Here is a 13,298-nt window from a genome sequence, read left to right as displayed (position 1 = left end):
GTCTTTGAGTCACTCAAAGGGTTTAGTTGTTTTTACTATATATATGCAGTTTTATATTTAAATAAATCACTTCATTACTTATTTCCTCTGGCTAGCATTAACAGATGTACCATATTTAGGGATGCCAATATTACTTGAATGTAACTATTTGGCACCTTTGGAAAGCACATCTTGTGCTTCCTGATGGGTTTAGACCGTAACTGCTCATTTTTTGTAGGCAAAAGTGTTCATATTGAGGGGCTTACCCCTGATTTTACTGGACTGTAGTCAATCAACAACAAAATTCACCTACAAATTCTGAGCAGTTACTTTAGACCACTACATATTGATTAATCGAACTTTGGTTTCCATTTATTTTTCTGAAATACAGCAAAACAAACAGGTACTGATACGCTATTAATCAATAGGTGGTTATTTGTCTGATTGGGAAAAACAAGAGGTAGGTGCTGAATAGTTACCATTGAAAGTAAATAACAATGCAGAAGCATGAAATATTGAACCGGACAAATATAAGGAAGTAATCATGGATGGAAATTCAGGTCAAAATCAAGTTGCAGGCACAAATTCATCAGACGATTTAACGGGAACGTCAGGCGCTGACATTCTTAATGGAATGGCGGGTGATGATGTTCTTAATGGTGGTGCCGGAGCAGATATCTATGATGGGAGTTCCGGTAGTGATCGTTATATATTAAGTGATACGGATGCGGTTGATACCTTATTTTTCCAAAACAGTGGAAGTGAACAGGATGTTCTTGATATCAGCAGTTTGTTGCCCGATTCTGGTGTCAACGCCAGTAATTTGAAGCAATTTGTTAAAATTAACGCCGCTGGTGTTTATTTAGATTCTACCGGTTCCGGTCAGTTTTCCACAGAGAATCAAATTGCACGATTTGCTGCCAGTAATCCTCCTTTGAATGCAATGGTGGCTGTTCAGGTTGCTGATACATCCGTTCTTCACTTTGACTGGACTGAAACCGGCAATATTCCTTTGCTGGACACCCCTGCACAAACGGGCGAAGAAGGTGCCGGGCTGAATGAAGTCAGCGGTACACACCTGGGTGATACTCTGCAGGGAACCAACGGTAACGATGCCCTTTACGGTTCCTGGGGTGATGATGTTATCAGTGGTGGTGCCGGAGCAGATCTCTATGTAGGAGGCGCAGGCAGCGACCGGTATGTATTGGATTACACAGAATCTGTCGCTACGCTGGACTTTAAGTCAACCACCTTTGAAAAAGATGTTCTGGATGTCAGTCAGCTGCTTCCGGGTGTCACCGCCGACAATCTTGATAATCACCTGATGGTGACTGATGGGGGCGTTTATCTTGATGTTGCCGGGGAAGGCAATTTTACTGATGAGCAGAAGATTGCTGAATTCACTGAAGACAGTATTTTTTCTAATAACGAGATTCGTATTCAATTAGCAGGAAATACACAGGTAACCTTTAACGTCATTTCAAGGGCAGGGGTGTATCTGGACGCGGGGGAATCATTTCAGACCAGTGAAGTATTGGCTGGCAGGATAGAGAAATTCAATCCCAGGGGGGAGGATGAAGTTTACGGCAGTGGCCCTGATTCGACGATAAATACGGGTTTTTTACGAAGCCAGGCAGGTGAGAAATTCCACTTCAAGCTGGATGAGAGCGATGTCAGAGAGGCTTTTGGCGGCAAGGCTGATGAAATGGTGGATGGCTCCAGTGTTGAGGGGACAGGTGTTGCCAAAGATGATGATGTCGCGGATCACCGGCTTTGGGGTTATGGTAAGGAAGGTAAAGACACGCTCATAGGTAATGAGGAAGGGGCTTACCTGGACGGTGGTGTTGGTGATGATAGAGTTGAATCCGGTTCTGGCCGGAATATGGTGATTGGCGGAGCTGGAGAGGATGAATTCGCACTGACCCTGGAGACAAGCACTGACTCCGATTTAAGATCCGACCTCCTCTACGATTATACCAGTATTGAAGGGCATCGTGATCTTCTTGATCTTCAGGGGATTCTTCCTGCAGAGGCTACCGCTGCAAACATTCATTCCTATGTAAAAGTAACGGATGCCGGTGTTTACGTTGATATAACCGGAACGGCAACCTTTGTTGCTGCAAACCAGTTGGTCCGCTGGGGCGAGAAGGTTGAGTTCGATAATCTGATCAACCTGCGCCTTGCCGACGGATCTGAAATTCAGTTGAACCGTGATGAGGCTCTGTCAGAGTTTGATGGTGGGGACGGTAATGATCAATTAAAAGCAGGTGAGGGCAGTGACATCCTGAGAGGTATGGGGGGTGATGATGTTCTTGATGGTGACGCTTTGTCCCAAACCAAAAGTGCGGATTATCTTTATGGCGGTGACGGTAACGATAAGCTCCACGTAGACAAACTTGACCTGGAAGATGGTGTCGTTGATGGCGGTGCCGGTTACGATACCATCAGGCTTAAGGAAGATGCGGGCGAGTCCGTGACCATGGATTTGCGGGCATCCAATGTGGAGAAAGCGTTTGGTAGTGCCAGTGATGACGTGATCGATGGTTCTGGTTATACCGACACCGCCGGTGGCTACAACAGGGATACCGGTGATTACGAAACAGTAGAAGCCCAGCGCCTGAGCCTGTATGGACGTGATGGTGAGGATACGCTGACGGGCGGTGTCGGACGCGACTATCTGGATGGTGGTACTGGCGATGATACGATCTCAGGTGGTCAGGGGCGTGATTTACTGGCCGGAGGCAGTGGTAACGATGTTTTCGTTCTGGCAGATGATAATGAAATTGATACCATCTGGGATTTTAAATCAACCGGTGATGAGACGGATTCTCTCGATATAAGTGCTTTTATCGGCGATGACTTTGATTATGAAAACCTGGCAGAGTACCTGTATATAGATGATAACTACATCTATTTTGATAAAACCGGGCAGGGACAGTTTACCTATGATGAGGTCATTGCAAAATTTGGTGGTGGGTCCTCCATCACCTCGGCTTTAACAATAAGTCTTGGGGAAACGACCGTCATTGCCGGTGTGAATGAAGCACCCAGAGTGGCAACTGCTCCTGATATCACTGGCGAGACTTCCGGTTCTGTTGTGGAAGACAGTTCAGTGGTCACTTTCAGCAGTGCTACCGGAACACACCAGGGCAACAGTAACCGGATGGCTTCAAACCTTATTGATGGCGATGACGCGGAAGGTGATTACTGGTCATTTCCTGCCTCAGTGGTCAGTGAACAGCCTGCTGCCACACTGGTGCTTGATGGCAGCCAGACCCTGAATATGCTGCATTTGAATTTTGAGCAGGATAGCAATCAGGTATCCTATCGCCCCGACCAGATCAAAGTCGAATACCAGGACAATAACGGCAACTGGGTTGACCACGGAACTTATGACACCACGGCCAGTGAAATAAATACCCTGAGTTTCGCCGAAGTGACCACTGGCGAAATTCGCCTGACCATGATTGGCAACAGCGCGTCACCCAATGGCAATATTGCCATTAACCAGGTCACAGCGAATCTGGGTGCTTTTGGTCAGCTCAATGCCAGTGATCAGGATGCTGGCGATACTGCGTCATTCATCAGCCTTACTGCTGAAGCCGGCCAGTACGGTACTCTGAGCCTTACATCGGACGGACAATGGACCTACTTGCTTGATGACAGTTTGACCCAGGCATTGGCCGAAGGTCAGACCGATACCGAAACCTTCACTGTCACAGCTATAGACAACGATGGTCTGACCACTACCCAGAATCTCACCGTGACCGTCAATGGTCGCAATGATGCCCCTACGGCAACGGAAAATACCGTGACACTGGTCGAGGATCAAAGTCGCAGCTTTGCCCTGAGTGAGTTTGGGTTCAGTGATATTGACACCGGCGACACGGTGCAGTCAGTAACGATCGCCCAGTTGCCTGCAGCGGGTATTTTGACTCTGAGTGGTTCAGCCGTCACAGCGAATCAGGTCATCACAACGGCCGATATCCCGAACCTGGTATTTACTCCTGAAGCCAATGGCGATGGTGCAGGTTATGCTGATTTCAAGTACACCGTCAGTGACGGTACCGCTAGCAGTTCGGTGCAAACCCTGACCTTTGATGTCACCTCCGTTAACGACAACCCGGTACTTGAGATACCAATTTCCTCCGCTCCGGATGTGCGTATTTATTTTGAAGCTTCGGAGGTGAAAAGCTTTGGGGATCTGGAATCTTCCGGTTGGAATCTTTACGAAAATACGACGTCGGGTGGAACCGATATTCAGGCAACAACACTGACTGATGTGGATACCGAGTCTCACGGCGGCAATATGGAATATCTGAGCCTTGATGGCAACGATGCCACCGCAGAAGCTTTTTTGATTCAGGATTATCAGGGAAACAGTGCGCTAAATCTGCCAACCATGTATTACAACTTTACTGATGCAGAAATGGCAGCGTTTAAAGATTCCGGATTCAAAGTTTCCATGACCGTAATGAACTCCGGCACCAATAATATTTCTCTGGGTGAACCCCCGAGTGCAGATTCCAATAACCGGTTTGGTTTTGAAAATGGGATACCGGATGATAACCAGTTCCATGACATTGTCATTCAGGCACACTTTACGGAAGACGATGCTCTGGTGATTGATTCCTATACAGTGGACGGTAATGACGCAACCTATGTATTGGCTAATGATGGTCGGAACGAAAATTTTGACGACTTTACCTTGTCTTTCGGTGCTTCCAGTTCGGCTTCCACAACGGTTGACAACAGTATGCTGGTCCAGTCAGTGAAGATGGAGATACTGCCCAGCGATTTTTACATCTTTGAAAAAGATGCCTTTGACCTGTCACTTCCTGTGGGCGCTTTCAGTGATATTGAAGACGACCAGTTAACGTACTCGCTTAAAGAGGGCTCTCCTGACTGGCTGACCATAAACAGCGAGACAGGCATAATGACCGGTACGCCTGCCAACGGTGATGTTGGCGCGCAAACCGTGACAGTGGTCGCGACAGATTCAGGGAACGCATCAGCGGAAAACAGTTTTGTGATTAATGTGCAGAATGTCAATGATGCGCCAACGGCTATTAGCCTGGACAGTACCGAGGTGTTGGAAAACAGTGCCGGAGCCGTTGTCGGTACGTTGAATACCACGGATGTTGATGTTAATGATACTCACAGCTACACCATCAGTGACAACCGTTTCGAAGTGGTTGCCGGACAGGTTAAATTAAAAGACGGTGTCAGTCTGGATGCAGAAACCGAGTCACCCCTGACGCTCAGTGTGACGGCGACGGACAGTGGCGGTGAGAGTGTCAGTGAAGATTTCACCCTGACGGTTACCAGTGTGAATGAGGCGCCTGTTATCGATGGGCTGACCACTGAATCAGTGTTCGCAGATAGTTCAGAGGTCACTTTTAGCAGTGCTACCGGAACACACCAGGGCAACAGTAACCGGATGGCTTCAAACCTTATTGATGGCGATGATGCGGAAGGCGATTACTGGTCATTTCCTGCCTCAGTGGTCAGTGAACAGCCCGCTGCCACGCTGGTGCTTGATGGCCGTCAGACCCTGAACATGCTGAATGTCAATTTTGAAGTGGATGGAAATCAGGTTCCTTTCCGGCCCGAGCAGATCAAGGTTGAATACCAGAACAGTAGCGGTAGCTGGATTGACCATGGAACTTATGACACCACGGCCAGTGAAATTAACACCCTGAGTTTTGCCCAGGTGACCACCACCGAAATCCGCCTGACCATGATTGGCAACGGTGATTCACCCAATGGCAATATTGCCATCAACCAGGTCACGGCAAATTTAGGCGCCATTGGTCAGCTGAGTGTCAGTGATCCGGATGCTGGCGACACCGCCTCATTTGTGAGTATGACGGATGCCGTTGGGGATTACGGTACTCTTAATCTGTCGTCTGATGGCAGCTGGACCTATGTGCTTGATGACAGCCTGACTCAGGTACTGACCGAAGATCAGGTAGAAACAGAGAGCTTTACCATTACCGCCGTGGACAGTCAGGGCGAAACCTCGACTCAAAATCTCTCCGTCACCGTTAATGGCCCTAATAACGTACCCGATGTTGCTGGCGGTGATGGTGACGATACCTTGCTGGGTACTGACGGTGCAGACCTTATTCTCGGCGGTGCCGGTAATGATATATTAACCGGCGGTGCAGGCAGTGATGTATTTGACTTTAACACTGCGGATTTGGGAACCGGTGCGGTACCGACAGAAGATGTCATCACGGACTTTCAGGCGGGTCAGGGAGGGGATGTGGTTGATCTCAGGGATATTCTGGTTGACGATAGTGATCCCCTTGATAACTATCTGAGCCTGAACTTCGAAAATGGAGATACCACTATTGAAGTGAAACCTTCCGGGGATAATGACATTACTCAGAAAATCAAACTGGAAGGGGTTGATTTGACCGGGTATGGCGGCGGCGTTACCGATGCAGATATTCTGAACAACCTGATTGATGAGGGTAATCTTCAGATAGACTGATTCGGTACCTGCTTTTGATATGCCGGGCGCTTTATTCGATTAAAGCGCCTTTTTTGTGGTGCGCTGGATATGGCGAGTAGAGCCAGTCTGCGCTGTTCCGGCAGGTATGATGGCGGTTGGATGATTTGTTGGTGAAAGTCCGCTATCGACCCGGCCTGACAGTAGGTGTTTGAGGCGAGGGGAAGGATTAGCCGAGCGGCAAGGCTGTCCATCGCGAGGTGGAATCTGACGGTCTCTGACTCAATCCCAAGTGGTTGCTGGTTATGGTGACGGTTGCAATCTTCATATTCCAGGTAGCGCTGGTTTATCAAAGGTCTATTTATTCTGGGTGTCTCAGTTCAGTCTGATGGACTGGTTGCCACCACCACGATTCCACAGAGCCCTGCTGCGCAGGTACTTGAAAAGATAGGTCACTGGCAATTTGATCCAGTTCTTTTAAGGATTTCATAGTGATTAATTTACTCTTTAAAATCCGGCGTGCTTTGGTGATGCGCTTCATATCCAAATCTTCCGCATCGCCGGACAACACCCACTCATCAAAAAGATCGAGTGCACTTTTGCGTACTGTTGTTAACCAATGGCGAGCCACATCAGAAGGCATATGACGGGTATTTTCAGGCGGATTACTGAGTGAGTGCAGCAGTTCATAAAATGCCGGTTCGGTCGCCTGCCAGAAAGAGTGATCTACCATGCTGGTGTCGCCTTTGGCATCTGATGGGCGGTTAAACCAACCGGCTTTTACCTGCCCTCTCAGTAAAAAGACAGCATCTTTAGCGGCGGCTAATATCTGACTGACGAATAGTATGAAATTGTCCCGGTAGTCGTCTGCCACATTCAGCAGTGGCATTTGATGGTCGTACCAGCAGCGAGCTTTCATGTTGTCCATGTCGTAGCCGAAACACCACAATCTTGCCGGTAATTCTTCAACTTCAGCCAGTTCAGCAATAAACTCAGCTCTTTCCTCATTAAATAGGCGAGTGATTTTTGCGGCCTGATCGCCATTATTGTCATCTTGACAACTCAAACCTAACCAGTGCCGGTAGCCCAATCCCCCCTGTTGACCTTTAAGAGTTAATGGTGGTTTTACCTTTTTAGGGTCGAACCGGTAGGGGGTCAGAGGATGAAGCCAAGGACCGTCGTAGTTTGTGCCATAATTTTTGGTTCGGTAATGGGTCAGCAATTCAGAGGATTGGCAACCACATAGTGTGCAATCCCCTTCCTTTAGATCACTTGATGCGAACCTTATACGACGAGGCATCCCCCAATACATCTGTAAAGGACTGACATCCTGGGGTTCTGTGGTTACCCCTTTGTTGTCAGAATGTCTGGTTTCGCACATCCATGGAAAAGGATTCTCATTGCCATTGGCAGAAACCACTTCAAAGTCTTCGTTACTTAATACATTCAGCCATAACTTCTGCCAGAGAGTGCTTTGATCGTTTTGTGGCATAACCAGTGTTGTTAAAGGCCCTCCTCCCCGTAAACCAACCCTGTGGCCTACACCACCCGCAGGTGCATTGGCCTGAAGGGTGAAAAGCGCAGTAGCCGCACAGGATAGGCAAGCCCCTTCAACCGTGCCACCTTTGACAAAATGATCAAGATTATCTTTAAGGGTTTTACCCCCTGGAGCTTCAATCAAAAGACCGGCTAATGGCTTTAGTTCACCATCGGGCATATCAAAATCCTGCAAAAATGCCGAACCCTCAGGATTAATCAATTCAAAAGCCGGTGATAATTTCTCCAATGCAGTTTTGAACTCAGACTCATCGGGGGGCGTTTCCCAGCATTCCTGCCACCCGTCTTCATTTTCCGGGGCAAATGCAGTTTGTAGTAAACCAATCAAGAATTGATACAGCGCACCCTGAAAATCAGGTCTTGGGGCTGCTATCTCAACCACAGGGTTTTCGGCCTCTGCAATTTTCCAGGGGGTTATTTTCTCACGGCTACCATTTGCCCGCAGCACAGGTATCCAGGGATCATTGATCAGATTCATTAGTACTCCAAAGTTGCCCTAGCCGACTGAAGATTTTTCAAATATAGGAGCATTTAGCCAGCTGGCAAGTTTTTATTAAGCTATGAAATGGCTTGAAATTTTTAAATACGGATTGTTTTTACCTGCTACGTTAATTCATGTTACATGACAGGTATTTATGTCTTTCATGTATGAACCGCTATGTAATGGGTTCTAAAAATGTTCCCCACTTGAGTGGGGTTATCTCGCCAAATCCCAGCCACCTTCTGGTTGGTAAAAACGCTCGATGTCAGCGGTTAATGGCAATATCTCTTGCCACTTCAGCGCAGGTTGTTCAATTTTTAACTGCTCTATTGCGGCCAGCCATTGTGGAGTAATACTCTCTCTGGCTTTTTCCCATTCATGTTTCGGCAGACTGATTTTACTGAGTGACCAGCCATGCTTTTTATGCTGGGCGTAAGGCACCAATTTATTATTTTCAGGTATCGCCAGTATTACCGATGCACTATCGCCTGTGAGACGGGTAGGAATATTGACATCCTCATCCCAGCCGCCACTTTGACCTGCGGATTTAACGGTATAACCGTGACGCATTTCCAGCTGATTGAACTCCCCCATCCCCTGCTGGCTTTTTTGTTCGGCTTTTGCCTCAAAAAAAGCTTCTTCCAGTACTTCAGGTATATCAATATCAGCATCCCGCCCGTACACGCTTTCAATGAGATGCCGTGCATCCTGCGGCATGGAAAAGCCGTTCTGCTGCAATAGTACCCGGATCGTCAGCCAGAGTTGACCAACATTGATATATACAGCCTGAGTACCTGGTAATAAAACTCTCAGCCAGTTCTTATGCTCTACTTTGCCAGGGTCTGGTGACAGCAGGTACAGGCATGGTGGATCACGCCTGTCCTGAGCATCCGAACCGCTGATGCAGTTACCATCAATATCCCGAATATGACGCTGCAAACGACCAGCCCGTTGAATCAACAAATCAACAGGTGCCAAATCGGAAATCATGACATCAAAATCCAGGTCGAGGCTTTGTTCAACCACCTGGGTAGCGATAAGTACCTGAGACAGTCTTTGTTCACTGGTGGAATTTTTACCAAACCGTTTGAGTACATCAGCTTCAATAACCTGACGATCAACCATGGCAAAGCGACTGTGGAACAAGGTCAGTTTGTCGGCGTCCATCCAGTCTTGCTGTTGCAGGGTCTGGTATGCCGAACGGGCATCTTTAACGGTATTGCGTATCCAGCAAATGCAACGCCCGGAAGCCACCGTTTGCTTTATGAGGTCAATAGCCTTTTGCTCATCGTCCAGCCTTTGTACATTCACTGTGCGTTCCACACTGGGCCGGGTGGGAACAGGATTTTCGTTCAACCCATCCTCTGACCATTGAGTGGCTAATGGATAGTCATTCTTTTTTTCAATATTCTTTGTTTCAAGAGCAGGTGCTTCCGTTATCCCACGCCCCTGAGCAAAGGATAAAAGCAACTGCTGCCGCATAATTTCAGGCAAGGTGGCGGATAATAGAATGGCGCTTCCGCCCTGTGCTGCATGGGCTTTTAGTAATGCGCCCAGCAAGCTTTGCATATAAGGATCGTAGGCATGTACTTCATCAACCAATAAGACTTTACCGGTTAAGCCCAGCATCCGTAACGACTGATGTTTAGCCGGTAATATACCCAGCAACACCTGATCTATGGTGCCGATACCCACATCGGCTAATAATGCTTTTTTGCGACTATCCGCAAGCCAGGCATTGCAATAGGCTGTGGCAGAAATATCATCACAATCATAATTTTTATCCGGCATCTGTTCTGCTATTGCCACTGAATCCTGAAAATCCTCTGATAATTGACTGGCACCATGAGCGAGCACCAATGATGGTTTTTCATGGTCTGAGTAAAGAGCACGATAGCTTTTTCCCAGTCGATCATACATGGCGTTGGCTGTTGCCATGGTTGGCAAACCAACATACAGGCCATTGGCCAGTCCGGCAGCCATCAAACGATGCACCAGCACCATTGCCGCTTCTGTTTTACCGGCACCGGTTACGTCTTCCAAAAGAAATAACTGAGGCTTATTGGTGATGCTTACTTGCTGAGAATAAGCCTGTAACGGCGTTAATGTTTCTATGAAGGGAAACTGCTGCTTGATAGAGTCAAAAGGTGTGATCGAACGGGTTTGAAATTCTGCTTTTGCAAGCACTTCTTCAGCTTTTACCAGAGCTGTATTCTGCCAATAAATACCCAGCGCTTCTTCACCGGATTGGTACCTGAAAACGTCCTGATCTGATCCCAGCCAGTCAGACAGCACCGCTAAACCGGCTAATTGCCAGGAAGCGGCTTTGAATGAATCTTCAGATATTTTCAACAGAGGTGTTATATCGGGCAACCAGTGTCGGATGATTTCACCCACGAACTGCCCGGCGGCCAATTCATCCTCTTCCAGAAGAAATGATGTTAACCCTTTGATTGATTTAACAGGAGGCTGACCGTGATGACCACAAACGACTTCCATCCACCCTGAAATCGGTTTTTTTGATTTTTTAGGAAAGACATCGGATAGCTGGAAGAATAATTTTTTTTCCCACAGGCAAAAACCAAGAGAGTCATGACGATGTTTGTAAACACAACGACCAGCATATGGTACCAGAGAGGATGACAGGTTCGGTACCAGGTTTTGAAATGCCCGAAAGAATTTACCAAGATCATGAAGCATCAGACAAAAGCAAAACCAGTCGCGAAGCCATTCAGGTTTTACCTCTAACTGTTTTGCCAGGTTGCCACATAAATCCTTATCAGGATTGAGCAGGCAATAGCCTACCGCCGCCACATCCAGAGAGTGGTAAGCCAACAGATGATAATCATCCCCAGCTTGTTCCTGATCTCTTTTTGCTTTCCCCCAATACTTGTAAAAAGACAGACCATTCATGTTTTTCAAAGGCATCCTGTAATTCGTTTGAATCAAGGTAACAAGACGCTGTTTCAACTTCCCTGACCAGTATCAATTTACCGAAATGATTACAAAGGAGGTTTATTGAGATAGGATTAAGGACTTATTAATATGATTGGATAATATCATAGGACATAATCCACCAGCTGGCGGGAGATAGTAAATTCAGGGGGCAACTCCGGGAGTGAGTCTTTATGAAACCAGCCGCCAAAGCAGAGTTCTTTTTCCTCTAAAACCAGCTCACCACTTTTGTACTCTGCGTGAAAACCAAGCATCAATGAGTGGGGAAAAGGCCAGCTCTGACTGAAGCAATAATTCACATCACCCAGCGTTAATCCTGTTTCTTCAAAAACCTCACGCCGAACCGCCGCTTCTGCACTTTCTCCAGGCTCGACATATCCAGCCACCAGCGTATGCATGGTTGACTGTTGTCCATGTCGAATATGACGAACCAAAAGCAGTTCCTCCCCTCGAGAGACGACAACAATAACGCAGGGAGAAATACGCGGATAGGTTGGATGACCACAGCCAGTACAGACCATCGCCCACTCTCCCGATTTTTCTCTCTTTCTATGACCACAACAACCACAGAAGGCATGCTCCTTTCGCGAAGTCAAAATCTGCAGGCTATGGCTGATATGGGCATATACTGTGGAGTCTGATACTGAAAGCAGTGACCGAATACTTGTGGTTTGCAAACCATCAGCAAGGCTGGAAAGCTCAACGATACCAACGGCTTGTTCATGCAAGTAACCAGTAACCACTGCCCGTTGGCTCATATGAGCCTCAAACTGATCCAGACTGTGCCACAGATAGTGATCTTCATCATTAACCACTATCTGACCATCATAAAGAACCAGCCAGCATTGAGCCGCTAATTCAGGTTGAAAGCCTGATAAAGGTTGGTAATCAATACCCGAAAGAAGCTCCGGATTGCCAGCATTTCCCTGATTAAACAGCAAAGTAAAACTCCTTCAATCCTTAAGCTGGCCCAGAACCAGAATAAGACTATTCACCGGCAAGCCAAAGGCAATTTCCGGACTGCTTCTGGATTTGTTCCAGTTTGGTTTTATGATTTTCCAACTCAGCATCGCTGGCTGATATTACTCGAAGTGCAGGTCTTTCTGATGGCAGTCTGCGAATAGCGCTGCCCCCCTCCTCTGAACCATCAGCACCCTGATCACCACTACCCAACAGCAGTGCCGTCTGGCCACCGGTCATGGTCAGGTAGACTTCCGCCAGGATTTCTGCGTCCAACAATGCGCCATGAAGCGTTCGGGATGAGTTATCAATAAAGTAACGCTTGCACAGGGCATTAAGGTTGTTTTTCTGCCCCGGGTGTTTTTTGCGGGCAAGTGCGAGGGTATCAACCACGCCACAGCAGGCTGTTACATTCGGAAAGCCACGGCGCAGCAGAGAAAACTCATGATTGATAAAACCGATATCGAACGGTGCATTATGAATGACCAGTTCCGCACCACGAATATACTCAAGAAACTCATCCGCAATGGTACTGAATACCGGCTTATCTACCAGGAATTCATTGGTAATACCGTGAATGCCTATGGCTTCCTGTTCAACCACCCGCTGCGGGTTGATATAAACATGGTAATGATTCCCCGTCAGCTTGCGGCCAATCATTTCAACACAGCCTATTTCAATAATCCGGTGCCCCTGTTTGGGGTCTATGCCAGTGGTTTCTGTATCCAGAATGATCTGTCGCATGGGTTAAATAATCTCAGGTTTCAAGAATAAAGGGCTCACTTCCGGAAGGCTTCAGCACCTTTACAGGCCAGCTGATCGGCAATTTCATTTTCACGGTGCCCTGTATGGCCTTTAATCCAGCGCCAGTCTATTTTATGTCGCTGGTTCTGTTCATCCAGCAGCTGC

At 47.4% G+C, this 13,298-nt stretch carries 6 protein-coding genes; 1 reads left to right on the top strand and 5 read right to left on the bottom strand.

All coding sequences use genetic code 11. The features are described 5' to 3' along the window. Positions 1-523 precede the first annotated feature (523 nt). Positions 524-6,478 (top strand): VCBS domain-containing protein, encoded by a 5,955-nt coding sequence (locus RM811_RS15160; protein WP_402525872.1) that lies wholly within the window; start codon positions 524-526, stop codon positions 6,476-6,478. Between the two features lie 319 nt (positions 6,479-6,797). On the opposite strand, the gene casA is transcribed toward RM811_RS15160, so the two are convergent. From casA to RM811_RS15135, 5 genes are all read right to left on the bottom strand, one after another. Beyond that, positions 6,798-8,471 (bottom strand): type I-E CRISPR-associated protein Cse1/CasA, encoded by a 1,674-nt coding sequence (gene casA, locus RM811_RS15155; RefSeq protein ID WP_402525870.1) that lies wholly within the window; start codon positions 8,469-8,471, stop codon positions 6,798-6,800. A 219-nt stretch (positions 8,472-8,690) separates the two neighbouring features. After that, a complete protein-coding gene (cas3, locus tag RM811_RS15150) occupies positions 8,691-11,387 on the bottom strand; it encodes a CRISPR-associated helicase Cas3' (RefSeq protein ID WP_402525868.1) in 2,697 nt (898 codons plus the stop codon). 146 nt (positions 11,388-11,533) lie between these two features. Continuing rightward, positions 11,534-12,370 (bottom strand): NAD(+) diphosphatase, encoded by an 837-nt coding sequence (gene nudC, locus RM811_RS15145; RefSeq protein ID WP_402525866.1) that lies wholly within the window; start codon positions 12,368-12,370, stop codon positions 11,534-11,536. Positions 12,371-12,416: 46 nt separating this feature from the next. After that, complete coding sequence (gene dnaQ, locus RM811_RS15140; protein WP_402525863.1) at positions 12,417-13,133, bottom strand: DNA polymerase III subunit epsilon; 717 nt, start codon at positions 13,131-13,133, stop codon at positions 12,417-12,419. A gap of 35 nt (positions 13,134-13,168) precedes the next feature. Next, the gene (locus tag RM811_RS15135) at positions 13,169-13,291 is read right to left on the bottom strand and encodes an RNase H family protein (RefSeq protein WP_402525875.1); all 123 of its coding nucleotides are present in this window, start codon (positions 13,289-13,291) and stop codon (positions 13,169-13,171) included. Between the last annotated feature and the right edge of the window lie 7 nt (positions 13,292-13,298).

Source organism: Endozoicomonas sp., assembly GCF_031844845.1.
In the GTDB taxonomy this organism is placed as follows: Bacteria; Pseudomonadota; Gammaproteobacteria; order Pseudomonadales; family Endozoicomonadaceae; genus Endozoicomonas.
Note: the sequence above shows the minus strand (reverse complement) of the source record. Positions and strands in the feature narration are given on the sequence as shown.

Excerpts from the sequence above, each read along its gene's own strand:
- RM811_RS15160 (WP_402525872.1), top strand. The coding sequence starts at position 524 with ATGGATGGAAATTCAGGTCAAAATCAAGTTGCAGGCACAAATTCATCA.
- casA (WP_402525870.1), bottom strand. The coding sequence starts at position 8,471 with ATGAATCTGATCAATGATCCCTGGATACCTGTGCTGCGGGCAAATGGT.
- dnaQ (WP_402525863.1), bottom strand. The coding sequence starts at position 13,133 with ATGCGACAGATCATTCTGGATACAGAAACCACTGGCATAGACCCCAAA.
- cas3 (WP_402525868.1), bottom strand. The coding sequence starts at position 11,387 with ATGAATGGTCTGTCTTTTTACAAGTATTGGGGGAAAGCAAAAAGAGAT.